Annotated in this window: 26 protein-coding genes; 17 read left to right on the forward strand and 9 right to left on the reverse strand. The window is 43.8% G+C overall.

Going from position 1 to position 23,053, the window contains the following annotated elements; genetic code table 11:
* Nucleotides 1-25 precede the first annotated feature (25 nt).
* The 4 genes from FNL97_RS00300 (at nucleotide 26) to FNL97_RS00315 (ending at nucleotide 1,896) form a co-directional block, all read left to right on the forward strand.
* Complete coding sequence (locus FNL97_RS00300) at nucleotides 26-700, forward strand: uracil-DNA glycosylase (protein WP_143414765.1); 675 nt, start codon at nucleotides 26-28, stop codon at nucleotides 698-700.
* Between the two features lie 126 nt (nucleotides 701-826).
* The gene (locus tag FNL97_RS00305; RefSeq protein ID WP_015865371.1) at nucleotides 827-1,084 is read left to right on the forward strand and encodes a YwdI family protein; all 258 of its coding nucleotides are present in this window, start codon (nucleotides 827-829) and stop codon (nucleotides 1,082-1,084) included.
* Nucleotides 1,085-1,152: 68 nt separating this feature from the next.
* Nucleotides 1,153-1,434, forward strand: coding sequence for a hypothetical protein (locus FNL97_RS00310; protein ID WP_015865370.1), 282 nt, complete (start codon nucleotides 1,153-1,155; stop codon nucleotides 1,432-1,434).
* Between the two features lie 90 nt (nucleotides 1,435-1,524).
* A complete protein-coding gene (locus FNL97_RS00315; protein ID WP_143414766.1) occupies nucleotides 1,525-1,896 on the forward strand; it encodes a DUF423 domain-containing protein in 372 nt (123 codons plus the stop codon).
* A gap of 91 nt (nucleotides 1,897-1,987) precedes the next feature.
* Here the strand turns inward: FNL97_RS00315 and FNL97_RS00320 are convergent, their stop codons facing one another.
* The 4 genes from FNL97_RS00320 to hemQ form a co-directional block, all read right to left on the reverse strand.
* On the reverse strand, nucleotides 1,988-2,329 hold the full coding sequence (locus tag FNL97_RS00320; protein ID WP_143414767.1) for a UbiA prenyltransferase family protein: 342 nt from the start codon (nucleotides 2,327-2,329) through the stop codon (nucleotides 1,988-1,990).
* A 15-nt stretch (nucleotides 2,330-2,344) separates the two neighbouring features.
* Nucleotides 2,345-2,908 carry a spore coat protein GerQ gene (gene gerQ, locus FNL97_RS00325; protein WP_143414768.1) on the reverse strand — a complete coding sequence of 188 codons (564 nt, stop codon included), beginning with the start codon at nucleotides 2,906-2,908 and terminating at the stop codon, nucleotides 2,345-2,347.
* A gap of 24 nt (nucleotides 2,909-2,932) precedes the next feature.
* Nucleotides 2,933-3,364 (reverse strand): cell wall hydrolase, encoded by a 432-nt coding sequence (locus FNL97_RS00330; protein WP_081159784.1) that lies wholly within the window; start codon nucleotides 3,362-3,364, stop codon nucleotides 2,933-2,935.
* Nucleotides 3,365-3,545: 181 nt separating this feature from the next.
* A complete protein-coding gene (hemQ, locus tag FNL97_RS00335) occupies nucleotides 3,546-4,292 on the reverse strand; it encodes a hydrogen peroxide-dependent heme synthase (protein ID WP_015865366.1) in 747 nt (248 codons plus the stop codon).
* 202 nt (nucleotides 4,293-4,494) lie between these two features.
* Between hemQ and pta the strand changes: the two genes are divergently transcribed.
* Entirely contained in the window at nucleotides 4,495-5,469 is a 975-nt protein-coding gene (pta, locus tag FNL97_RS00340; RefSeq protein WP_097353988.1) for a phosphate acetyltransferase, read from the forward strand.
* A gap of 83 nt (nucleotides 5,470-5,552) precedes the next feature.
* On the forward strand, nucleotides 5,553-6,389 hold the full coding sequence (lipL, locus tag FNL97_RS00345) for an octanoyl-[GcvH]:protein N-octanoyltransferase (protein ID WP_015865364.1): 837 nt from the start codon (nucleotides 5,553-5,555) through the stop codon (nucleotides 6,387-6,389).
* 32 nt (nucleotides 6,390-6,421) lie between these two features.
* Here the strand turns inward: lipL and FNL97_RS00350 are convergent, their stop codons facing one another.
* Nucleotides 6,422-7,081: an RsfA family transcriptional regulator gene (locus FNL97_RS00350; RefSeq protein ID WP_143414769.1), complete on the reverse strand. Its 660-nt coding sequence runs from the start codon at nucleotides 7,079-7,081 to the stop codon at nucleotides 6,422-6,424.
* A gap of 266 nt (nucleotides 7,082-7,347) precedes the next feature.
* Between FNL97_RS00350 and FNL97_RS00355 the strand changes: the two genes are divergently transcribed.
* The 3 genes from FNL97_RS00355 to FNL97_RS00365 all read left to right on the forward strand — a co-directional run bounded on the left by FNL97_RS00355 (nucleotide 7,348) and on the right by FNL97_RS00365 (nucleotide 9,555).
* Complete coding sequence (locus FNL97_RS00355; RefSeq protein WP_015865362.1) at nucleotides 7,348-7,575, forward strand: YuzB family protein; 228 nt, start codon at nucleotides 7,348-7,350, stop codon at nucleotides 7,573-7,575.
* A gap of 146 nt (nucleotides 7,576-7,721) precedes the next feature.
* Entirely contained in the window at nucleotides 7,722-9,023 is a 1,302-nt protein-coding gene (locus FNL97_RS00360; RefSeq protein ID WP_015865361.1) for an HD domain-containing protein, read from the forward strand.
* Between the two features lie 13 nt (nucleotides 9,024-9,036).
* The gene (locus FNL97_RS00365; protein WP_015865360.1) at nucleotides 9,037-9,555 is read left to right on the forward strand and encodes a YwgA family protein; all 519 of its coding nucleotides are present in this window, start codon (nucleotides 9,037-9,039) and stop codon (nucleotides 9,553-9,555) included.
* Between the two features lie 26 nt (nucleotides 9,556-9,581).
* Here the strand turns inward: FNL97_RS00365 and FNL97_RS00370 are convergent, their stop codons facing one another.
* The gene (locus FNL97_RS00370; protein ID WP_143414770.1) at nucleotides 9,582-10,883 is read right to left on the reverse strand and encodes an NCS2 family permease; all 1,302 of its coding nucleotides are present in this window, start codon (nucleotides 10,881-10,883) and stop codon (nucleotides 9,582-9,584) included.
* 110 nt (nucleotides 10,884-10,993) lie between these two features.
* Nucleotides 10,994-11,182, reverse strand: coding sequence for a 2-hydroxymuconate tautomerase (gene thmT, locus FNL97_RS00375; RefSeq protein ID WP_062678163.1), 189 nt, complete (start codon nucleotides 11,180-11,182; stop codon nucleotides 10,994-10,996).
* 129 nt (nucleotides 11,183-11,311) lie between these two features.
* Here thmT and FNL97_RS00380 point away from each other — a divergent pair, with 129 nt between their 5' ends.
* Together FNL97_RS00380 and FNL97_RS00385 are read left to right on the forward strand one after the other, a co-directional pair.
* Nucleotides 11,312-11,980 carry a site-2 protease family protein gene (locus FNL97_RS00380; protein WP_143414771.1) on the forward strand — a complete coding sequence of 223 codons (669 nt, stop codon included), beginning with the start codon at nucleotides 11,312-11,314 and terminating at the stop codon, nucleotides 11,978-11,980.
* A gap of 21 nt (nucleotides 11,981-12,001) precedes the next feature.
* The gene (locus FNL97_RS00385; RefSeq protein WP_143414772.1) at nucleotides 12,002-12,514 is read left to right on the forward strand and encodes a YwhD family protein; all 513 of its coding nucleotides are present in this window, start codon (nucleotides 12,002-12,004) and stop codon (nucleotides 12,512-12,514) included.
* A 174-nt stretch (nucleotides 12,515-12,688) separates the two neighbouring features.
* Here the strand turns inward: FNL97_RS00385 and FNL97_RS00390 are convergent, their stop codons facing one another.
* Nucleotides 12,689-14,740: a transglycosylase domain-containing protein gene (locus FNL97_RS00390; RefSeq protein ID WP_143414773.1), complete on the reverse strand. Its 2,052-nt coding sequence runs from the start codon at nucleotides 14,738-14,740 to the stop codon at nucleotides 12,689-12,691.
* Between the two features lie 198 nt (nucleotides 14,741-14,938).
* Between FNL97_RS00390 and speE the strand changes: the two genes are divergently transcribed.
* From speE to FNL97_RS00415, 5 genes are all read left to right on the forward strand, one after another.
* On the forward strand, nucleotides 14,939-15,766 hold the full coding sequence (speE, locus tag FNL97_RS00395; protein WP_015865354.1) for a polyamine aminopropyltransferase: 828 nt from the start codon (nucleotides 14,939-14,941) through the stop codon (nucleotides 15,764-15,766).
* Nucleotides 15,767-15,781: 15 nt separating this feature from the next.
* The gene (gene speB, locus FNL97_RS00400) at nucleotides 15,782-16,666 is read left to right on the forward strand and encodes an agmatinase (RefSeq protein ID WP_081188512.1); all 885 of its coding nucleotides are present in this window, start codon (nucleotides 15,782-15,784) and stop codon (nucleotides 16,664-16,666) included.
* A 264-nt stretch (nucleotides 16,667-16,930) separates the two neighbouring features.
* A complete protein-coding gene (locus FNL97_RS00405; RefSeq protein WP_062678157.1) occupies nucleotides 16,931-17,362 on the forward strand; it encodes a YwiB family protein in 432 nt (143 codons plus the stop codon).
* A 4-nt stretch (nucleotides 17,363-17,366) separates the two neighbouring features.
* Complete coding sequence (gene argS, locus FNL97_RS00410; RefSeq protein WP_062678156.1) at nucleotides 17,367-19,037, forward strand: arginine--tRNA ligase; 1,671 nt, start codon at nucleotides 17,367-17,369, stop codon at nucleotides 19,035-19,037.
* Nucleotides 19,038-19,198: 161 nt separating this feature from the next.
* On the forward strand, nucleotides 19,199-19,366 hold the full coding sequence (locus tag FNL97_RS00415) for a XapX domain-containing protein (protein WP_015865350.1): 168 nt from the start codon (nucleotides 19,199-19,201) through the stop codon (nucleotides 19,364-19,366).
* 47 nt (nucleotides 19,367-19,413) lie between these two features.
* Here FNL97_RS00415 and cls read toward each other — a convergent pair whose 3' ends face one another.
* A complete protein-coding gene (cls, locus tag FNL97_RS00420) occupies nucleotides 19,414-20,601 on the reverse strand; it encodes a cardiolipin synthase (protein ID WP_143414774.1) in 1,188 nt (395 codons plus the stop codon).
* 201 nt (nucleotides 20,602-20,802) lie between these two features.
* Between cls and FNL97_RS00425 the strand changes: the two genes are divergently transcribed.
* Nucleotides 20,803-22,902: a heterodisulfide reductase-related iron-sulfur binding cluster gene (locus FNL97_RS00425; RefSeq protein ID WP_143414775.1), complete on the forward strand. Its 2,100-nt coding sequence runs from the start codon at nucleotides 20,803-20,805 to the stop codon at nucleotides 22,900-22,902.
* Nucleotides 22,903-23,053: the final 151 nt, after the last annotated feature.

The raw sequence follows: 23,053 nt of genomic DNA on the forward strand, positions 1-23,053 counted from the left end.
AACAAATGAAAAGGAGTATGGGGGTATGGCAATTTTAAAAAATGACTGGGCTCCATTGCTCGAAGAAGAGTTTCATAAGCCGTACTACATAAAGTTGCGTGAGTTTTTAAAAGAGGAATATCGCACGAAAACGATTTATCCGGATATGTATGATATTTTTAATGCGCTTCATTATACACCGTATGCACAGGTGAAAGTGGTGCTTTTAGGACAAGATCCGTATCACGGACCGGGACAGGCGCACGGGTTGAGTTTTTCTGTCAAACCAGGGGTTCCGCTGCCGCCATCGCTAGCCAATATTTTTAAAGAGCTTCATGACGATTTAGGTTGCTACATTCCGAACAACGGTTATTTAGTAAAGTGGGCAAAGCAAGGAGTATTATTGTTAAACACTGTATTAACCGTACGGCGCGGGCAAGCGAATTCACATAAAGGAAAAGGATGGGAATTTTTTACGGACCGCGTGATTGAGCTTGTCAATGAAAAACAAGATCCCGTTGTCTTTCTTTTGTGGGGGCGGCATGCGCAAGCGAAAAAAGAACTGATTACCCATCCGCATCATTACATTATTGAAGCGCCACATCCAAGCCCGTTTTCCGCTGCGCGCGGCTTTTTTGGGCATCGCCCGTTTTCGCGGACAAATGCTTTTTTGCAAAAAGTGGGGCGTGAACCGATTGATTGGCAGATTGAAAATATTTAATCTGTCGATGTCAGCAAATCCGCATCTTTAAGCGATTCCGATATTGGAAAGAGGAGAAACGGACAGGAAAAGAATCATTATGTGTTGGAGTTCAGCGTGATTTTATGTAGATAGGAGTGAAAGGAGTTGCATATACCAATCACCACCATTTTAACGAAAATGGAGGAACAGCTGCGGCAGGCGAAGACGACTGCCAGCCCGCAGCATTTGCGCGAGCATATCGCCATTGTCCGTGCTCTTTGCGATTTGGTGTTAGAAGAAGAAACAAAAGAAATGACCGTTTCTCCTTCCGTGGAGGTGTCGCCGCTTTCCATCTCACAAGGGAAAAGTGAGCGGATCGAAATCGGAGATGACGCAAACGGACCATCGTTATTCGATTTTTAAGTTAAGATTTTCTTTTCTCATAATCGGTAGACAAAAGGGAATAATGGTCAATAAGCGGAGGTGACCATATGCCAGATCGTTTTGATTTTTTCCCTTTTGTCGATACCGATGCAAATGAAGTAAAATTGACCCATGATCGTTACGAAGTATACGTAAACGGCGATTTTGTCGGATATAAAACATTGTTTAGCCCAAAAGAGGAAATCATTGATATTGAAGAGTTTTTGCATCATCAAGGATTTTCGAATGTGACGGCAAAAGTGGATGGAGATCACTATGAAATTCATGCCGATCGCGATTCGGCGGAAAAAGTAAAACAAGTATTAGAGATGTATTTGCAGCAGCGATAATGCGGCCCTTCTTGAGCAGAAGGGTTTTTCTTTTGTGTGGAAATACGTTATCATAGTGATGAAAAATTGTTCATGAGGGGACGGAGATCAATGAAAATGTTTGTGCTCCTTGGAGCGATCAATGCATTTTTAGCGGTTGCGCTCGGGGCGTTCGGAGCGCATGGGTTAGAAGGAAAAATTCCGGACCGTTACTTAGAAATATGGAAAACGGGCGTGCAATATCAAATGTTCCACGCACTCGGCTTGTTTGTCGTTGGTCTATTGCTTGGCAAGTTTCCGAATATCAGCCTATTGACAACAGCTGGCTGGATTATGTTTATTGGCATTTTCCTTTTTTCCGGAAGCTTATATGTGTTAAGCGTGACGCAAATCAAACCGCTTGGGATGATCACTCCATTTGGTGGCGTTGCCTTTTTAATCGCGTGGGTGCTGATCGGTTATGCAGCAATGAAAATAAGTTGAAAGGAGCGGTTCCATGAAGCGCTCCTTATTTTTTGGAATATAAACAGTTCTTTGCGGGTGGCAAATGACCGAAAGTTTTTCTGACGTTCGTTTACAGGGATATGCCAAAAACAAAGAGCAATCCGAAGACCCAGTGATGCCAGGCCGCCCATTTCATGCCGATAATTTCACCCATCCGTTCGGCCCCATGGCGGAAACACCAGCGAAGCCGAATGGCTAGCGGTAGAGCGAGCAAGGCCGCTCCCGCTGTCCATGGAACGATATGAAAAGCGATCAAACTAATCATGGACAAGTAGGCGAGAGTGAGTATAACGGAAAGAAGATGTACAGCGCCCGCGCGTCCAAGAACGATCGCCAAGGTGCGACGAAATATCGCCGCAAACATGTCGGCGCGGCGTGGGATGGCATAAAAAAATAAGGTTGCCGCTAGCAACCTTATTTTTTGCGGTTATCGCGGGGAATAGCTGCTCAATTGCGCTGTCGCCCCAGCAAACGGATATTCGTAGGCAATTTCCCCGTCAAACGTAATATAATCAAGGTAAATCATCGGCAATAAGTAGCGCATTTCCGTTTGCGGGTCTCTCAAGATTAAATGGTCGCGCCCCGCCGCTTCGATGGTTCCGCGGAATATTTTTGCGTTCCACTCGCGGTTGTTTTCAAACGTCATATATACGGTAACGAGTTTTCCTTTATTGAGGCGCAAAATGTTTTCAATGTAAGACTGTTCGATTGGCAGCATGCCAGGGATAGACGGCTGGCTTGCCATTGTCGGTGTTTGGGCCGCGAAAGAAGGCGCCTGCAAACCAAATTCAGAAGTTGGCGCCATCATTGGCTGTTGGTACGCTGTCATTAGTTGTTGGTAGTATGGATAAGCCATTGGGTAGTAGGTTTGTGGGTACATATATCCATATGGATACTGCTGATAAGGTTGATAAAATTGATAAGGTTGATACGGTTGTTGACGCTCATCTTCTAGCGGGTTATACGCATTTTCATATGAATGATTGGACATAGGGGAAACCTCCTCCATGAAAATTTAATAATATACTCTTGGGCAATCACTCGGTGATGGCGCAAAAAAGCAATGCGACTTATAACGGCCGACGTTCCGTTGACCAAACCACTGCGGTGGACAATCTGCGCCCGCTGGAGGTTTAAAAAACCAAAGCGCATAGGTGGCCGGATGGTACCGCCAGCCGCGAAGCACTTGACGGGCTAATTGCATGTCTAGTTGTCTTGCTCGTTGATAAAAATATCCTTTTTGCACTGCTTCAAAGCCGCCCGGGCTTTGAAACACCATTTGACGGATGGTGCGTATCCCTCGAAAGTCAAGGCAATCGGCAATGCAGCGGTTCACTCCGACGTTTCCTACCATTAACATGCCAAGTCTTCCGTCACCTTCTGCTTCTGCTCGCATCAGTCTTGCCAGCAGTCTTACGTCTTCCTCTGTATGTGCCACAACAGCCATGTCGTCACCTCAATTGTCTTTTTTCTCGACAATAATAGGCTATTGCGGAAGCGAGAAATGGTGACAAATTTATAAACGAATTTCTGATTTTATATTTATGGGGAAGAAAAACGGTATATGACAGAAAAAACGGAGATTGTCCAAAAAAAAATCGGGGATGCTTGATGCATCCCCGTCGAGGTTACACGTGTAAAAATACCGGTACTTTTTCTACTGTTAAACGATTTCCAACAAAGAACGATCCAAATTCCCCGTAGCGGGCACTGACCTCGTCAAAACGCATCTCATAAACAAGCTTTTTAAATTGCAATGCGTCATCAGAGAATAATGTAACGCCCCATTCAAAGTCATCTAAACCGACGGAGCCAGTGATAATTTGCGTCACTTTGCCGGCATATTTTCGACCTGTCAGACCATGGGCGCGCATTAAATTGCGGCGTTCTTCCATGGAAAGCATATACCAGTTGTCATTGCCTTGACGACGCTTGTCCATAGGATAGAAGCAAACATGTTTCGTTTTCGGCAAAATTGGATAGAGGCGGCGGCGCACTTCCGGAATTTGATAAGGATCCTCGTCGCCGGAGGCTAAGTAGTTGCTTAGCTCGACAACAGAAACATATGAATAGGCCGGCACCAAAAATTCGGCTAGTTTTGTTTTGTTTAGCGCCGTTTCGATTTCATTTAATTCTTCGATCGTCGGACGTAAAATCATAAACATAATATCTGCCTTTTGACCGACGATGGTATAAATGGCGTGGCTGCCTTCTTGTTTATCTTCTGTTTCTTGCCATTTTTCGACTAAAGATAAAAACTCACGAATCGCTGCTTCACGCTCATCACTCGTTAACGTTTTCCAAGCGCTCCAATCGATCGAGCGGAAATCATGAAGACAATACCAACCATCGAGTGTTTGTGCAGCTTCACTCATTATATTCACTCCTTATATGTAATTTACAGTTCTACTATACCATAGTTTAGCCAAAAAACACGCGAATGTCGCATGTGGAAGTCAGTAAACTGAATTATTTTAATAAATCGACTATTCATTGCAAGTGCTTAAATTGGTTGCGTTTCTACATAATAAGAGTATCCTAGTATATGGGGATTTTTTATATTGAGGAGGATTATTCGTGAGTAGCGATTTATTTTCTGCCTTAAAAGAAAAAGTAGTAGGAAAACAACGGAAAATTGTGTTTCCAGAAGGTCTTGACGAGCGTATTTTAACTGCGGTAAGCCGTCTGGCCAATGAACAAGTTGTCATACCGATTGTGATCGGCAACGAGGAAGCGGTAAAACAAAAAGCAAATGAGCTTGGATTGACCCTTCCGAATGTCGAAATCATCGACCCGCATCAATACGAGGAAATGGATGAGCTTGTCAAAGCATTTGTCGAACGCCGCAACGGAAAAGTGACAGAAGAAGCGGCGCGGGAAATGCTTCTCGATGAAAATTACTTTGGCACCATGCTTGTGTACATGGATAAAGCGCATGGGCTTGTAAGCGGTGCGGCACATTCGACTGCCGATACAGTAAGACCTGCATTGCAAATTATTAAAACGAAACCAGGCATCCGCAAAACGTCAGGCGTATTTATTATGGTGCGCGGTGACGAGAAGTACGTGTTTGCCGATTGCGCGATTAACATTGCGCCAGACAGCCAAGATTTAGCGGAAATTGCTGTAGAGAGCGCCAACACCGCAAAAATGTTCGATATCGAACCACGTGTGGCGATGTTAAGCTTTTCGACAAAAGGATCGGCGAAATCACCGGAAACGGAAAAAGTCGTCGAAGCGGTGCGGCTTGCGAAAGAAATGGCGCCAGACTTAGTGTTAGACGGCGAGTTTCAATTCGACGCGGCGTTCGTTCCATCTGTCGCGAAAAAGAAAGCGCCGGATTCGGTCATTCAAGGAGATGCGAATGTATTTATCTTCCCAAGCTTAGAAGCGGGAAATATCGGTTATAAAATCGCTCAGCGTCTCGGTAATTTTGAAGCAGTCGGTCCGATTTTGCAAGGGCTGAATAAGCCTGTTAACGACCTGTCTCGCGGCTGCAATGCGGAAGATGTGTACAAGCTTACGCTCATTACCGCGGCGCAATCGCTATAATCGAAAAAAGGGTGACAAGCGGTCACCCTTTTTTCATATTGTGATATAATTTTTGGCAGATTACTTCGTTAAGGAGAAAAGCAATGGTTCACGAATTGTTGCAACAGGCGAAATGGCGCATTATTGATCAGTCGAATTTCGGCCCGATGTTTGATGCGAAACAATCGTTTGCGATCGATGATACACTTTGCACATCGGTAGGAACGGGACAGTCTGATACGGTCGTTCGTACATGGGTTCATTACAATACGGTAGTATTGGGGATTCAAGATGCGAAGCTCCCCTATTTGCATGATGCGGTGTCATTTTTAAAGGCGCAAAAGTACAATGTCATTGTCCGTAATTCTGGGGGGCTTGCCGTCGTGCTGGATGAAGGGGTGCTCAATATATCCCTCATTTTTCCGGAAACAACGAAAGCAATTGATATCAACCAAGGATATGAAGCGATGTGGCAGCTTATACAGGCGATGTTTTCGGCTTACAATAAAACGATTGAAGCAAGGGAAATCGTCGGTTCGTATTGTCCGGGAAGCTATGATTTAAGCATTGCTGGAAAAAAATTTGCCGGTATTTCTCAGCGGCGCGTGCGCGGTGGAGTCGCGGTGCAAATTTATTTATGCATAAATGGAAGCGGATCAGCGCGGGCGGAGTTAATCCGGCAGTTTTATGAGCTTGGACTAAAAGGAGAAACGACGAAGTTCGTATACCCGACGATTGTTCCAAGCACGATGGCATCGCTTTCCGAATTGTTAAACGAGGATTTGACGATACCGTCGGTCATGCTTTTGTTGCTTCGCACGCTGCAATCGTTTGGCGGCGAGCTTTATTCGTCCGCTTTGACCGGGGAGGAGCTATCGCTATACGAATATTATTGGGATCGGATCGTCAAGCGGAATGAGAAAGCGTTGATGACACAATAATGGCTGCCTCGATGGAACCGGGCAGCCATTATTTATTCTGCGATTTTTTCCAGATTTCCGTTTTGGTCCATTCGGAATTTGAGCGTTTGCCGCTCTTCTTCCTCTTGCAAGACAAGTTTGCGGGCTCTATTAATAATTCTTACTAATGTTTCATAATCTTCTTGAATCGTGGAAGAGTTTTCTTCTAATTTGGCAATTTTCTTTTCTAATTCTTCATTTTTTGCGCGCATTTCTTCATTTTCTTTTCGTAAACGCTCGTTTTCTTTTGCTAATGCTTCGTGGTTGCGGTGAGTTGTTTTTAATGTTTGTAAAAAGGCAATCACGTGATCGATCGTCATCGATGCTGTTTCATTGGAAGGAGATACAACAGCTGGTAATTGGGCGATTTCTCCGATTTCCCCCAAAGAAGGAACTGGTGGATTGTACAACAATTTTTTCTTCCCGCCTTGCTGTTTTCCTAAAAGGCGCTGCCGTTCTTTTCGCTGCCGTTTGGCGAGCTGCAATGCTTGCTCATAGCGACGACGGACAACTGCGTTCCAGCGGAATCCGCAGGCGGCTGATGTTCGGTTTAGTTTGTCTCCAACTTCTTCAAACGCGTTAAGCTGTGTACTTCCTTCCCGCACATGCCGCAACACCGTTTCCGCTAATAGCAAATCATCTTCTTCTGTCCATGCATCTTGACGTTGTTTCATTATTCTCAACTCCCCTTTTTTCTTGTTTGCTAGTAGAAGCATGGACAAAAATAGTAAATTTTATACTATTTTTAGTTTCCGTGAATAAAAATTTGCAAGAGTTGCTGTCTATGCGAAAAAAGAACTTGCTAACTTTCGTTATACAAACATAAGGAAGTAAATGGAATCAAGACTTCAAGCAAATAAACTTGCATTGGTGAAAAAGAAGCGTTAGAATACACGTTAGTTTAATCTACACGGCAAGCGAAGAGAAAGGGTGACAAGAGATGGCGAATGAATTTCGCGTCTGTGACGATTGTAAAGCGCCAAATTTAAAAACGTTGATTCCCCGTTTGAAAAAGCTGGATCCAAACGCGACGATTAAAATTGGCTGTCAGTCGTATTGCGGTCCCGGCCGCAAAAAAACGTTTGCCTTTGTCAATAACCGTCCAGTCTCCGCGCTGACAGAAGATGAGCTTATTGAGAAAATTGCCGAAAGATTAAAGAAAAGCTAAAATCGCCTTCATTTTTTAAGAAGAAGGTGATTTTTTGTTTCTATTTTTAGGAAATACTGATAGGTGAAGGAGGAAAAATCAAGTATTTTTTTATCATTTGAAACGGCTTATAATAGATTCATGTTAGAAATGAAAGAGGGGATAACATGGTATATCCCGGCGGGCAACTGAGTGAGGAAAAAGTATTTAAAGATCCAGTTCATCGATATATACACGTTCGCGACAAAGTCATTTGGGATTTAATCGGAACGAAGGAATTTCAGCGATTGCGCCGCATTAAACAGCTCGGTACGACGTATTTGACGTTCCACGGCGCCGAGCATAGCCGCTTTAACCATTCGCTTGGAGTCTATGAAATTATTCGCCGCATTGTTGATGATGTGTTCGTCGGCCGCGAACATTGGGATCATAGCGAACGGCTCCTATGTTTATGTGCGGCCCTGCTGCACGATTTAGGCCACGGTCCGTTTTCCCATTCATTTGAAAAAGTATTTCATCTTGATCATGAAGATTTTACCCAGGCGATTATTTTAGGGGATACGGAAGTAAATGAAGTGCTTCGGCGCGTAGGAGAGGATTTTCCAAAAAAAGTGGCCGAAGTCATTGCGAAAACATACCCGAATAAACTGGTTGTCAGCTTAATTTCGGGTCAAATTGACGCCGACCGAATGGATTATTTGTTAAGAGATGCGTATTATACCGGCGTCAGTTATGGCAATTTTGATATGGAGCGGATTTTGCGCGTCATGCGTCCGCGCGAAGATCAAGTGGTCATTAAGCGAAGCGGCATGCATGCGGTGGAAGACTATATTATGAGCCGCTATCAAATGTATTGGCAAGTATATTTTCATCCAGTGACGCGCAGTGCCGAAGTCATTTTAACGAAAATTTTGCATCGGGCGAAAAAGTTGCATGAAGAAGGATACAATTTTCAAACGAAACCGGTTCATTTTTATTCTCTCTTTACTGGAAAGGTAGATTTACAAGATTATTTAAAGCTTGATGAAGCGGTCATATTATTTTATTTCCAGCAATGGCAAGACGAGCGTGACGCGATTTTAAGCGACCTATGTCGTCGTTTTGTAAATCGTCATTTATTCAAATATGTCGAATTTAATCCAACAAATGAACAGATGACAAAGCTGATCGAACTGACAAACTTATTTAAAAAAGCGGGCATTGATCCGGAATATTATTTAGTTGTCGATTCTTCTTCCGATTTGCCGTACGATTTTTATCGTCCGGGCGAAGAAGGGGAGCGGCTGCCGATTTACTTGTTAATGCCGAACGGAGAGCTCCGCGAACTGTCACGGGAATCGGTGCTTGTCGATGCGATTTCTGGAAAGCGGAGAACCGACCATAAGCTATATTTTCCAGCTGATTTCATTTATGATTTTTCAACGAAGCGGACAACCAAGAAAAAAATTATCGAAATTTTAGAGGGTTAGGAGATGACGGGGAGTGTTCACAGAGCATGCAAAAGTGATGAAGGCGTTGGCGGCAGCTGGGGAAATTGTTGGTCGCAAAAAGCTACAAAAAATGATTTATATCGCGAAAAAATTACAGTTTCCATTTTACGAGAAGTTTGACTTTCACTTCTATGGACCGTATTCCGAAGAATTGACATGCCGCGTTGAGGAGCTTTGCGATTTAGGATTTTTGCATGAAGTAAAAGAGAAAAAGGGCGGTTATTTCCAATATCGCTACACGTTGACGGAAGCAGGAAAGCAGTTTTTAAACCACTACGAGTTGGACATGCCTCATTTACAAGAATGTATGCAAGATATGAATGAACAAAATTCGCGGTTTTTGGAACTCGTATCGACAGTGCTGTATTTTGAGCATTTAACGAAAGATGAAGTGAAAGAAAAAGTATTTTTATTAAAAAGCAAGCAACGGTATACGGAAGAAGAAATTGAGCAGGCGTATGCATACATAGAGAAATTGCGCGCCAAAGTAAAAAACGAAGTCCACGCCTGAACGGGACTTCGTTTTTTATGCGCCGGTTAATGTGGTAAAAAGGCGAGCTGATAGAAGAAGAGGACGGCAAAAAGATACACGAGCGGATGTACTTCGCGCCATTTGCCGCGCGTCATTTTTAACAGCGGATAAGAAATAAAGCCGAGCGCGATTCCTGTTGCGATGCTGGAAGTGAGCGGCATGCTTAAAATAATGAGAAACGCCGGGAATGCCTCATCTAATTGATCCCACTGAATGTGAGCGATGCTGCCCATCATTAAGCTTCCGACGATAATTAACGCTGGAGCTGTGATCGCCGAAATGCCGGATACGGCGCCAACAAGCGGTCCGAAAAAGGCGGATAGCCCAAATAATATGGCGACCGTTAGCGCTGTAATACCGGTGCGCCCTCCGGCGGCAACGCCTGAAGAAGATTCAATATAAGCGGATGTTGGGCTAGTGCCGAACATTGCTCCGATCGTGGTTGCGATAGAGTCGGAAAGCAATGCTTCACGGGCGCGAGGCATCGTTTTTCCTTTCATCAGTCCGGCTTGCTGGGCTACGCCAATCATCGTTCCCGTCGTGTCAAAAATTGTCACAAGCAAAAAGGAAAATACAACGGCATACAATCCGTAATGGATGACATCGCCGATGGCCGTAAACGGGTTGGCGACAACAAGCCCTTCCGGAAGCGATGGCATAGAAACGAAGCCTTTTTCAAATTTCAATTGTCCGGTGAAATAAGCAATCACTCCGGTGATGACCATTCCGAAAAAGAGCGCGCCGTTGACGCCAAGCGACATGAGCACAAGCGTAACCGCTAAACCGACCAACGTAAGAATGGCCGATGGCGAGTGCAAATCGCCTAACGCGACTAAGTTTTGCGGATGCGCTTGAATAATGCCGGTGAGGCGCATGCCGATAAATGCGATAAACAAGCCGATTCCAGCGGTAATGCCATGTTTTAAGTTTTCTGGAATCGCTTCGATCAGCTTGCTGCGGAACGGCGTCAGCGACAAAATCACAAAAATGATTCCGGCAACGAACACAGCCGAGAATGCTACTTCATAGGAAATATTGCCATGCGATCCGACAACGGAGTAGGCAAAATACGCGTTTAACCCCATTCCCGGCGCAATTGCGATCGGATAGTTCGCAAACAGCGCCATCCATAGCGTTCCGATGACGGTAGCGATAATCGTGGCGGTGAACACTTGGGAAAATGGAACGCCGGCATCCGATAATACAACAGGGTTCACGACGATGATATATACCATCGTTAAAAACGTTGTAAATCCGGCAATGATTTCTGTTTTTAAGTTAGTGTTATGTTTCGCTAAATCAAACATCGTTTACCTCCAAAACACGAACATTTTAAATCACATATATAATAATATTCGTTTTTTGAAAAATTGGCAATAAAAAAAGCAAGGAACATAAAAGTTCCTTGCCCGCATGTTTATTGCTCGTCGCTCAAACGTTTTCCGCCGACAGCGTAATGATTTTTCGACATTTCTTCAATAAAAACGACAATTTTGTCTTTCGAGGCGCCTGTTGTTTCGGCGACCGCCTCTGTCACTTTTTCGACAAGCGCTTTTTTCTGCTCTTCCGTGCGTCCTTCGAGCATTTTGATCGTAACGTAAGGCATGGCCCGTCCCGTCCTCCTTTTGGTCATCTGTCGTGTTTATTATATCATGAAAAATGGAACTTCAGTCCACTTTTTCCGTCAAATCATGTATACTAGGTAATAAATTGATGGAAAAAGGAGTTAAAAAAAGTGGAACATTTACTTCCTTATTCGCTTCAGCAAATTCCATATGTGTTTATGACGCTTGCGATTGCTTTTTCGGTTCATGAATTCGCCCACGCATATACCGCTTATAAGTTCGGAGACCCGACGGCCAAAAACGAAGGAAGATTAACGTTATCGCCGTTTGCTCATCTTGATTTGCTCGGTACATTGCTTATTTTCCTTGCTGGGTTTGGCTGGGCAAAGCCCGTTCCCGTGAATCGGTTTAACTTTAAACATCCTCGCCTTGCTGGGATTCTTGTGTCGGTTGCCGGTCCTTTAAGCAATCTTCTTCTTGCCGCATTCGGATTTCTTGTGTGGTATAGCATGATTCATTTCGGGATTATGACGGCGATTCCAGATTGGTTTGCTGCGGGATTTGATTTATTTTTTCAAATTTTTATCAGCTTAAATGTGGTGTTGTTTATCTTTAACTTGCTTCCATTTCCGCCGCTCGATGGGTATCGTATTATCGAGGATTTAGCCCCGCAAGGCGTTCGCGCGAAAATGACGCAGTGGGAAAGCTATGGAGCGCTTATTTTTCTTATTCTTGTGTTGACGCCGCTTGACCGTTATACGATACAGCCGATTTTTAATGTAGCAATTCCGTTTGTATTAGAAAATTTGCAATCGTTTTTTTCTACATTATTCTTTTAGGTGATAAAGGAGGGTATTTGGATGGAGAAGAAAAAGAAAAATATCGGGTTTAATATCATTAAAGATGATCCAACCGACGGCCACGGCGGGTTTGGCGCAGGAGTATTAAGCTTGGAAAACGTTTCCCCGGTGATTATCGATGTCGAAGCGGGGGAAGCGTTCGTGGATATGGGGGCAATGCATGCCCGCAGCGCAGTGGAACGGGGAATTAAATTTTTGCCAAATCGCGATGAAGTGCCAAACGGAAAACCGTATTGGATCGTATGGGTAACGATTGAGCGAAAAGAAGATGGACCGTATTATGCCGGCGTAACGGCGTGCGAAATGACGGTCGACAGGGAGGCTCGCCGCGGCTATAAACTGCTTCCAGAGCATGTAAATCGTTTAGATAAGTCATTAAAGCGCCATATTATCGTGGATCATATGGATGAGAAATCAAAACGGGTGCTTGCGGACTTTTTAAAGAAACACGATATCGAAATGTGGAATCGTTCGAGTGAGGAATTGAAAAAAGGACTCGAAGGCGAAAAATAACAAGAGAAGATGCCCATGCTTTCATGAAATTCCATATATGTGACATTTTTGTGAATGTTATGTGACGAATACTTGTCGTCTAACAGGAAACAGGGTAAACTAGACCTAAATGTATAACACAATAAAACTAGGACAGGAAAACCCCTCAAGCGATTTCGCTTGAGGGGTTTTCCTTTAGAACCAAGGGAACAGTTTTTCAAACCAATTTTTCTGCTTTTCTTTTTTCTTTGATTTCTTTTGATGTAAATGGTCGGTGCAGTAGTCGTTCGGTTCTGAGCCAGAGATATAATAAGTAAGACGCTTTACCGGACATGACTTTGTCGCAAGTTTGCCGTTATCCGGGTCGACATAGACCCCAACGACCCCTTTGGTTGGTTTAAACTTTTTCTTTGGTTTTCCTTGCAAACTTTTTTCCATAAATTGCACCCAAATTTGTTTTGCATATTGTTTCTCCGCAATTTTATCAATCGTTTCCCCGCGGTCGTAACCGGTCCATACCCCTGCAACTAGTTGTGGCGAAAATCCAATCATCCAGCTATCTGTTTCTGTTGTTCCCGATTTTCCTGCGTATGGGCGTGTGATCTCCTTTCGAATCGATTGCCCGGTGACTGTTGTATAATCATTTAATTTCGGATCAAACATGCCTGTCATCAGCTGAGTCGTTACATATGCGGCGTCCGGATCTAGCACTTGTTTGCTTGATGGTTTGTATTCGTAAATTGTTTCTCCATGATGATTGACGACTTTTTTAATAAAAACTGGCTCGACTTTTTTGCCGTTATTGGCAAATACGCTGTAAGCTTTCACCATATCGATCACTTTCACCGGCGATGTTCCGAGCGCGAGTGAAGGAACAGCTTTTAATTTGCTTGTAATGCCTAGTTTTTTCGCTGTCTCTACCAGTTTTTCCTCACCGATAAACAAATGCGTTTTTACAGCAAATACGTTGTCTGATAGCGCGATGGCTTGAGCGAGCGTAATCGAGTCGTTCGCATAGTAGTTATTGTAGTTATGTGGTGTATACGTTGCTTTTCCATTGTCAAAGGCAAAGGTGGTCAACTCGCTTCGCATTTGTGTCGACGGCGTAAATCCCTGTTGAATGGCTGCATAGTATAGAAATGGTTTAAACGTAGAGCCCGGCTGCCGTTCCGCTTGCACGGCGCGGTTGAAAGGGCTTTTGTTGTAATCTCTGCCGCCGACGAGCGCTTTTACTTCTCCTGTGCGCGGATCCATCGCTACAAGTGCCGCTTGAATGTTCGAGTGAGGGTCAATGATGTCATGAATGTTTTGTTCCGCAGTTTCCTGCATTTTCGTATTCAGCGATGTATACACGCGCAATCCGCCCATTTCAATCGTGCGTTCATCCAATCCTAATTGATTTCGCAGCACATATTTCACTACATCTTGAAAATAAGGGGCGATCTTTTTCGTTTCTATTTTGTGATGGGGAGAATAAACAAGCGGTTCTTTATACGCTTGTTCCGCTTCTTTTTTGCTGATGTATCCAGTTTCCGCCATTGACAAAAGCACCGTTTTTTGCCGCGCTTTTGCCCGCTTCTCATCAATAAGTGGCGAATAGTAATATGGACCTTTCGGAATTCCGGCTAACATTGCCGCTTCGCTTAAGGTAAGCTGTTTTGCCGGTTTTCCAAAATAATGATGAGCAGCCGCTTCAATTCCGTAAGCGCCATGGCCGTAGTAAATGGTGTTTAAGTATCCTTCTAAAATTTGTTTTTTGCTGTAATTCGCTTCGAGGCGAATCGTATATAATGCTTCTTGCAATTTCCGCGTCCATGTTTTCTCGTGATTCAAAAATAAATTTCGCGCATATTGCTGGGTGATGGTGCTTGCTCCTTGCACTTTCGCCATCGCCTTTATATCGGCGATAATGGCCCCGATAATGCGCTTTATATCAAAGCCGTGATGTTCATAAAATTTCCGATCTTCTACAGCAACCGTTGCTTGTACAATATAGGGGGATATATCATCAAGGTCTACCCAGTAACGCGTCTGCCCGTTATCGCTCTCGCCGATTTTTGTGCCATCATCTGCATAAAAAATCGTCGTTTGCGGCACTGCTAAAGGCGGGGCTCCTTTTAATTTGGCAAACGCGATCAAACCGGCAAGCGTAACAACGAATAAGATTGCTAGGATAAAACTAATAAAAACGAACGCCCGAATGTATTTCCATGTTCCGCGAAACCGGCTGCTTGGAATGATTTCCAACGTTCATCACCTCATGATCGTCTTTGTATTAGTATGCAAAATTTTTTTTTATTTTAAACATTTTTCTATTAAGTTTCACTTGCATTTTTGCTAGATTGCTCTATACTTTTTCATGTTTGGTTTTTTCTTTACCAGGGAAAGATGAAAAGTAGTATATAGTTATGATAGACGAAACGAGTAAAGGAAGGGTTGTTGAAGATGGAATTATGGTTTACGGAAAAGCAGACAGAGCATTTTGGCATTACAGCGAGAATTAAACGAACTTTACATACAGAGCAAACCCCATTTCAAAAGCTGGACATGGTGGAGACAGTAGAGTTCGGCAATATGCTTATTTTAGACGGAATGGTGATGACAACGCAAAAAGATGAGTTTGTGTACCACGAAATGGTTGCACACGTTCCGCTCTTCACCCACCCGAATCCGGAAAATGTGCTTGTCGTTGGCGGCGGCGATGGCGGTGTTATTCGTGAAGTGTTAAAACACCCGAGCGTAAAAAAAGTGACATTAGTGGAGATTGATGGAAAAGTGATTGAATGCTCAAAAAAATTTCTTCCGGAAATTGCTGGAAAGTTAGATGACCCGCGTGTAGAAGTAAAAGTGGATGACGGTTTTATGCATATTGCGAAAAGTGAAAACGAATATGACGTCATTATGGTCGATTCGACAGAGCCAGTCGGCCCGGCTGTCAACTTATTTACAAAAGGTTTTTATGCTGGAATCGCAAAGGCTTTGAAAGAAGACGGCATTTTTGTCGCACAAACAGACAACCCTTGGTTTAAAGCAGACTTAATCCGTAATGTTTATCGCGATGTTCGCGAAATTTTCCCGATTACGCGTCTATACACTGCCAATATCCCGACATATCCAAGCGGTCTATGGACGTTTACGATCGGCTCGAAAAAATACGATCCGCTTGAAGTAAGCGATGAACGCTTCCACGATATTGAGACGAAATATTACACAAAAGAGCTTCATAAAGCTTGCTTTGTTCTGCCGAAATTTGTCGCTGATTTATTGAAGTAAGGGAGGGGCATGACGATGCGATTTGATGAGGCGTATTCGGGTAATGTGTTTATTAAAAGCCATCCGAATTTTGAGGAAAGCGAAGCGGTGATTTACGGAATGCCGATGGATTGGACGGTAAGCTACCGTCCTGGTTCCCGCTTCGGTCCGGCACGCATTCGCGAAGTATCGATCGGCTTGGAAGAATATAGCCCGTATTTAGATCGCGAACTTGAAGAGGTAAAATATTTTGATGCGGGCGATATTCCGCTTCCGTTTGGAAACGCGCAGCGCAGTTTAGAGATCATTGAAGACTTCGTGGATAAAATTTTAGCGGCCGATAAATTCCCGCTTGGCATCGGCGGCGAACATCTCGTTTCTTGGCCGGTCATTAAAGCGGTATATAAAAAATATCCCGATTTAGCGGTCATCCATATGGACGCTCATACCGACTTGCGTGAACATTATGAGGGCGAACCGCTGTCCCATGCGACGCCGATTCGCAAAGTAGCAGAGCTTATCGGCCCGACCAACGTATTTTCGTTCGGCATTCGTTCTGGCATGAAAGAAGAATTCGAGTGGGCGAAAGAGAACGGGATGTACATCGCAAAATTTGAAGTGCTCGAGCCGCTAAAAGAAGTGCTTCCAAAGCTAGCTGGACGTCCGGTGTACGTGACGATTGACATCGACGTTTTGGACCCTGCCCATGCCCCGGGCACGGGAACGGTCGACGCCGGCGGCATTACGTCTAAAGAACTGTTGGCGGCGATCCATGAAATCGCGAAATCGGATGTTCGCGTCGTCGGAGCGGATTTAGTGGAAGTAGCTCCTATTTACGACCATTCGGAACAAACCGCCAACACCGCAAGCAAACTCATTCGCGAAATGATTCTCGGCTGGGTGCAAAAACGGAACGCATAAACGAGGTGGAAGGTCGTTTTTCTGGCGCAGGCAAAAAGCATCCTTGCTATGGTAGCGAGATATGCCCATGACAAAATATTTGCAACGAAAATCCTGCCTTTGATTGAAAAAGGCAGGATTTTTTATATTTTTTGGGAATATAGACCGATACTTACGATTTATTCATGATCCGCACGTCTCATCCTCTTGAACATTAGGAAACGATTCCTTTATACTTAATAAAGTTAGTTATTACTTGTTTTGGATCATAAGGATGTGTCCTTGATGGAAAAGCAACACGGAATTCCTATTCGCCTCAAGCAAATTACCAATATTCGCGACGGATTTCGCAAAGAAACGGTTGCTTTGGAAACGGAAGGATTTTACTACATAAAAGAAAATGCCGTTTATTTGCAATTTGAGGAACAGCAAGAACTAGGCAAAGTAAACACGGTGATGAAAATAACGGATCATGAAGTTGTCGTAATGCGGTCCGGAGCGGTTCGGATGCGCCATGTCTTTCGCAAAACAGAAGAAACGACTGGACACTACCATACTCCGTTTGGACAGTGGACGATAAAAACAAAAACGGACAATATTGAATTTCGGTATAATGAAAAAAGAAAGAAAGGACACCTATTTTTATCGTATCAATTGGAGATGCAAAACGAACAAGCAGGACGTCATGCGATGACGATCATGTTTAAGGAGGCATAGATTCATGAATATTGTCGAACAAATGAAAGAACGCATTAAAGAGGAAATTAAACGCGCTGTCGTAAGCGCAGGGCTTGCTGCGGAGGAAGAAGTGCCAGATGTCATTTTGGAAGTACCGAGAGAGAAAGCGCATGGGGATTACTCGACAAATATGGCGATGCAGCTAGCGCGCATTGCAAAAAAACCTCCGCGCGCAATTGCCGAAGAAATCGTCCAGCATATGGATAAAACAAAAGCGTCGATTGAAAAAATTGATATTGCCGGTCCTGGCTTCATTAACTTTTACATGGACAACCGTTACCTTACGGAGCTCATTCCAACGATTATTCAAGCCGGTGCATCTTACGGTGAAACAAATGTCGGAAAAGGACAAAAAGTCCAAGTGGAGTTTGTTTCCGCGAATCCGACTGGGGACTTGCATTTAGGGCATGCGCGCGGCGCGGCGGTTGGAGATTCTTTATGCAATATTTTAGAAAAAGCGGGGTTTGACGTAACGCGCGAATATTATATTAACGATGCCGGAAATCAAATTTACAATTTGGCGAAATCAGTGGAAGCTCGTTATTTCCAAGCGCTCGGGATCGATAAAGAAATGCCGGAGGACGGCTATTATGGCGAAGATATTATCGAAATCGGGAAAAAGCTCGCCGAGGAGCATGGCGACAAGTATGTTCATATGGATGAACAAGAACGTCTCGCCTTTTTCCGCGAGTACGGACTCAATTATGAATTAGAAAAGATTAAAAAAGATTTGGCAGACTTCCGCGTGACGTTTGACGTTTGGTATTCGGAGACATCTTTATACACAAGCGGAAAAATTGATGAAACGTTAGCCATATTGCGCGAACGCGGGCATATTTACGAAAAAGATGGCGCGACATGGTTCCGTTCGACAACGTTTGGCGACGACAAAGACCGCGTCTTAATTAAGAAAGACGGTACATATACGTATTTGTTGCCGGATATCGCCTACCACCAAGACAAGCTGCGTCGCGGCTTTACAAAAATCATTAACATTTGGGGCGCAGACCACCATGGTTATATTCCTCGGATGAAGGCGGCAATTGAGGCGCTTGGCTATGATCCTGACGTGCTCGAAGTCGAAATCATTCAATTAGTCAATTTGTATCAAAACGGCGAAAGAGTGAAAATGAGCAAACGGACCGGAAAAGCGGTGACCATGCGCGAATTAATGGAAGAAGTCGGTCTTGACGCGACGCGTTACTTCTTTGCGATGCGCTCAAGTGACACCCATTTAGACTTTGATATGGACCTTGCCGTATCGCAGTCGAATGAAAACCCAGTGTACTACGTACAATACGCTCATGCGCGCGTTTCTAGCATTCTTCGTCAAGGGGAAGAACTGCAGTTATCGTACGAAGGAGATTTGCAGCTTGATTATATCCAAACCGAAAAAGAAATCGAGCTATTGAAAAAACTAGGGGAATTTCCAAGCGCAGTTTCGGAAGCGGCGATCAAACGGATGCCGCATCGGATCACTGGCTATGTTTTTGAGTTAGCATCAGCATTGCATAGCTTTTACAATGCAGAAAAAGTACTAGATCCAGAAAACATCGAAAAAAGCCGTGCCCGTTTAGCGTTAATGAAAGCCGTCCAAATCACGCTACAAAACGCTTTAGCGCTCATTGGCGTATCCGCTCCAGAAAAGATGTAAGAAAATCGGCGGATCAGCGTGAAAGACGGAAAGCAGTAAAAACGGAAGACGTTTTTCGACAATAATGATACAATAGACATGGGATAGAGGGGGACTTTCAGAGTGACCCCTCTTTCTTATGGGCATAATGACAATAAAAAAGCACACATGGAGGAAAACCGATGAAAGAAGTGATTTTATCATTAGTGACAGGCATCGTGGTCGGTTTCTTATTTACGCTGTTTCGTTTGCCGATCCCTGCTCCTCCAGCATTAGCGGGCATTGCTGGCATTGTTGGAGTATACCTAGGAATGAAAGTGTTTGAATGGGTAAGTTATTTTTGGAAATAAAACAATGTTGAGGGCGATTCCCTCAACATTGTTTTTTAAATCATACGCTACAGCCATGCAGAAAGGAGGGTAGATATCGATTCTTTGCCGCGCTGCCATAATGTGCGCTTTTTCCAAAAATCGAGCGTCAGCGGTTCCGAGCGAGCCAGATCATGCCTGATCGCTTCTTTTACTTGCTGCACAAAATTGCGATCATAAATATAACAATTGATTTCGCTATTTAAGAAAAAGCTTCGTTTATCAAAGTTAGTCGTACCGATATCACAACAATCTTCGTCAATGACCATCGTTTTGGCGTGATAAAATCCTTGATAAAACCGATAAATATGTGCTCCAGCTTTTAAAAGGCGGTAAAAATAAGGATATGCGGCTTCTTTGACAAATAAGTGATCGGCTTTTAACGGTACGAGAATCGTCACCTTTACTCCGCGGGAGAGTGCATCAAGCAGTGCGTTCATCACAGCGCTGCTAGGGATAAAATACGGACTTCCAATGATCAATTCTTTTTTCGCTTGGCGAATGAGATCGATGAATTGTTGTTCTAACAAATAACCGTTCGTGGCAGCAAACTGGTGAGAAACCGTTCCTTTTTGAAGAGGAGGGAAATATTGATCTTCCACAATCGATGTATTTGTCGCTTCTTTCCAATCACGGCAAAACTGCATTTGTAAATCGCCAACCCCTTCTCCTACTATTTTCAAATGGTAATCACGCCACTCGCCGAATTTTGGATCTTGTCCAACATATTCTTTGCCGATATTAAAGCCGCCTATATATCCGATTTTTCCATCAATGACGGTAATTTTCCGGTGATTCCGCCGGTTTAGCCGATAAAAGAAAAATGGAAAACGAGGTTTATGTGCATATGCGAATTCGATGCCGCTTTCTTTTAAGGAACGTATCAATTTTTTTGGCAATCCGAAGCTGCCGACCCAATCGACAAGAAGACGAACGCGAACGCCTTCTTCTGCTTTTTGTTTTAACAATTGAAAAAATTGCTGGCTAATTTCATCCGTCTTCACGATATAAAACAAAATGTGTATATGATGTGTTGCCTTGCGAATTTCTGCAAAATAATCGGCAAATAGATGTGTACCGTTTATGAAAAAAGAAAGATCGCTTTGGCGCTCTGGATACACGATTTTTTCTTTTTTCTTTTTGTAAAAGTATTCTCCCAGCTTGTCATCGAGATAAATTAGCGCTAATATAATAACAATAACGAAAAGTACAATCATTTCGTGCCCTCCTGATTACATCGTTATTTATTAATGTACCCGTCATGAGAAAAAATAGCAGGACAACTTGTAAAAACATTATTGACTGAATGCTCATTCATTATGTAAAATAAACACAAAGTTATAATTCTGAAAATTTATTCTGTTGTCAATATTTTTGATGATCATCTCATCGATTCAAAGGGGGAAGGGGAGACAATAATGAATTCACTGTTAGTCATTAATTTTCTCGCATTTTTAATTGTAACCGCTTACGCTGTCTACTTGTTTGTCTACTTGGTTAAAACTCGTGCCGCTTACATTAAACTCGGTAAAAAAGTCGAGTTTGATGACAAAGTAAAAGAGCGTCTCCAAAAAATTTGGGTGAACGTATTTGGACAGAAAAAGCTATTAAAGGATAAAAAAAGCGGAATCATTCACGTTATGTTTTTCTACGGGTTTATTCTTGTTCAATTCGGGGCGATTGACTTTATTATTAAAGGTCTTGTCCCTGGGGCGCATCTTCCGTTAGGGCCGCTTTATCCAGGCTTTACGTTTTTCCAAGAAATCGTTACTTTGCTCATTTTGATCGCAGTGTTCGCCGCGTTTTATCGCCGCTATATTGAAAAACTCGTCCGTTTAAAACGAGATTTCAAAGCTGGCCTAGTGTTGATTTTTATCGGCGGATTAATGATCTCCGTCTTGTTTGGAAATGGAATGAGCATGATTTGGCACGGTGAGGAAGCCTCGTGGAGCGAACCGGTCGCATCATTCATCGCTGGCGCTTTCAGCTGGGTCGGCGAAACAGGTGCAGCCGTATTGTTCTTTATCGCTTGGTGGGTGCACTTATTGATTTTGCTTACATTTTTAGTATATGTACCACAATCGAAGCATGCTCATTTAATTGCTGCGCCGATTAATGTCTTTTTCAGCCGTTTGTCCCGGCCAAAGCTGTCGAAAATCGATTTTGAAGATGAAACGCAGGAAGCGTTTGGCGTCGGAAAAATTGAAGATTTTACGCAAAAGCAGCTCATCGATTTATACGCCTGTGTCGAATGCGGACGATGCACAAGCATGTGTCCGGCAACAGGAACTGGGAAAATGTTGTCGCCAATGGATCTAATTTTAAAACTGCGCGACCACCTGACTGAAAAAGGGGCGGCCGTTACGTCCCGCGCTCCGTGGGTGCCGACGTTTGCCTTTAAAAATACGAGAGGTAACCAATTGGCGTTTGCCGCGCAAGGAGTGCAGGAACAAGCGGCGGCATTGGAGATGCCAAGCCTCATCGGCGACGTCATTACCGAAGAGGAAATTTGGGCCTGTACGACATGCCGCAACTGTGAAGACCAATGCCCGGTCATGAACGAGCATGTCGACAAAATTATTGATTTGCGCCGCTATCTTGTGCTGACGGAAGGAAGAATGAACCCAGATGCGCAGCGGGCGATGACCAATATCGAACGTCAAGGAAACCCATGGGGACTCAACCGCAAAGAGAAAGAAAACTGGCGCGAGCTTCGCGATGATGTGCATATTCCAACAGTAAAAGAAGCGAAAAAAGCTGGCGAAGAGTTTGAATATTTATTCTGGGTCGGCTCAATGGGGGCATTTGACAACCGCAGCCAAAAAATCGCTTTGGCGTTTGCGAAATTGTTAAACGAAGCTGGTGTGAAATTTGCGATTTTAGGAAATAAAGAGAAAAACTCTGGCGACACGCCACGTCGCTTAGGAAACGAATTTTTATTCCAGGAACTCGCGGCCAACAATATCGCGGAATTTGAAAAAGCGGGCGTGAAAAAGATTGTGACGATCGACCCGCACGCGTACAACACGTTTAAAAACGAATATCCTGATTTTGGATTAGAAGCGGAAGTATACCATCATACAGAACTGCTTGCGAAGCTTATTGAAGAAGGCAGATTAGTACCAAAATACGAAGTAAAAGAAAGAGTTACTTTCCATGACTCCTGTTATTTAGGCCGCTACAACGATGTGTACGATGCGCCGCGTAAAATTTTGCAAGCAATTCCGGGCGTGGAGCTCGTGGAAATGGAACGTAACCGCGAACGAGGCATGTGCTGCGGTGCAGGCGGCGGTTTAATGTGGATGGAAGAAACAACAGGCAATCGGATTAATGTTGCTCGTACAGAACAAGCGCTTGCCGTCAACCCAACGGTCATCAGCGCTGGCTGTCCATACTGCTTAACGATGTTAACCGACGGTACAAAAGCAAAAGAAGTCGAAGATCGCGTCACTACTTACGATGTCGCAGAACTGCTTGCTAAATCCGTATTTGGCGAAGAAAAGGAAGCCGCTTCATAAAAAAGAATTGAATATATAATTCTCATTTTTTAAAATATTAGTATAATAGATAGAGAGGGTGTGCGCTCCAATGTACACCTTCTCTTGACCATCAACATCGAGCGAGCGTTCAGTCTGCATTGTTGTAATCGCTTTCTTGAACTGGTGGTCA

Source organism: Geobacillus sp. E263 (genome assembly GCF_007197795.1).
GTDB classification, from domain to species: domain Bacteria; phylum Bacillota; class Bacilli; order Bacillales; family Anoxybacillaceae; genus Parageobacillus_B; species Parageobacillus_B toebii.

Excerpts from the sequence above, each read along its gene's own strand:
- FNL97_RS00300 (WP_143414765.1), top strand. The coding sequence starts at position 26 with ATGGCAATTTTAAAAAATGACTGGGCTCCATTGCTCGAAGAAGAGTTT.
- FNL97_RS00310 (WP_015865370.1), top strand. The coding sequence starts at position 1,153 with ATGCCAGATCGTTTTGATTTTTTCCCTTTTGTCGATACCGATGCAAAT.
- FNL97_RS00315 (WP_143414766.1), top strand. The coding sequence starts at position 1,525 with ATGAAAATGTTTGTGCTCCTTGGAGCGATCAATGCATTTTTAGCGGTT.
- gerQ (WP_143414768.1), bottom strand. The coding sequence starts at position 2,908 with ATGTCCAATCATTCATATGAAAATGCGTATAACCCGCTAGAAGATGAG.
- FNL97_RS00330 (WP_081159784.1), bottom strand. The coding sequence starts at position 3,364 with ATGGCTGTTGTGGCACATACAGAGGAAGACGTAAGACTGCTGGCAAGA.
- hemQ (WP_015865366.1), bottom strand. The coding sequence starts at position 4,292 with ATGAGTGAAGCTGCACAAACACTCGATGGTTGGTATTGTCTTCATGAT.
- lipL (WP_015865364.1), top strand. The coding sequence starts at position 5,553 with ATGGTTCACGAATTGTTGCAACAGGCGAAATGGCGCATTATTGATCAG.
- FNL97_RS00350 (WP_143414769.1), bottom strand. The coding sequence starts at position 7,081 with ATGAAACAACGTCAAGATGCATGGACAGAAGAAGATGATTTGCTATTA.
- FNL97_RS00355 (WP_015865362.1), top strand. The coding sequence starts at position 7,348 with ATGGCGAATGAATTTCGCGTCTGTGACGATTGTAAAGCGCCAAATTTA.
- FNL97_RS00360 (WP_015865361.1), top strand. The coding sequence starts at position 7,722 with ATGGTATATCCCGGCGGGCAACTGAGTGAGGAAAAAGTATTTAAAGAT.
- FNL97_RS00370 (WP_143414770.1), bottom strand. The coding sequence starts at position 10,883 with ATGTTTGATTTAGCGAAACATAACACTAACTTAAAAACAGAAATCATT.
- thmT (WP_062678163.1), bottom strand. The coding sequence starts at position 11,182 with ATGCCTTACGTTACGATCAAAATGCTCGAAGGACGCACGGAAGAGCAG.
- FNL97_RS00385 (WP_143414772.1), top strand. The coding sequence starts at position 12,002 with ATGGAGAAGAAAAAGAAAAATATCGGGTTTAATATCATTAAAGATGAT.
- speE (WP_015865354.1), top strand. The coding sequence starts at position 14,939 with ATGGAATTATGGTTTACGGAAAAGCAGACAGAGCATTTTGGCATTACA.
- speB (WP_081188512.1), top strand. The coding sequence starts at position 15,782 with ATGCGATTTGATGAGGCGTATTCGGGTAATGTGTTTATTAAAAGCCAT.
- FNL97_RS00405 (WP_062678157.1), top strand. The coding sequence starts at position 16,931 with ATGGAAAAGCAACACGGAATTCCTATTCGCCTCAAGCAAATTACCAAT.
- argS (WP_062678156.1), top strand. The coding sequence starts at position 17,367 with ATGAATATTGTCGAACAAATGAAAGAACGCATTAAAGAGGAAATTAAA.
- FNL97_RS00415 (WP_015865350.1), top strand. The coding sequence starts at position 19,199 with ATGAAAGAAGTGATTTTATCATTAGTGACAGGCATCGTGGTCGGTTTC.
- cls (WP_143414774.1), bottom strand. The coding sequence starts at position 20,601 with ATGATTGTACTTTTCGTTATTGTTATTATATTAGCGCTAATTTATCTC.
- FNL97_RS00425 (WP_143414775.1), top strand. The coding sequence starts at position 20,803 with ATGAATTCACTGTTAGTCATTAATTTTCTCGCATTTTTAATTGTAACC.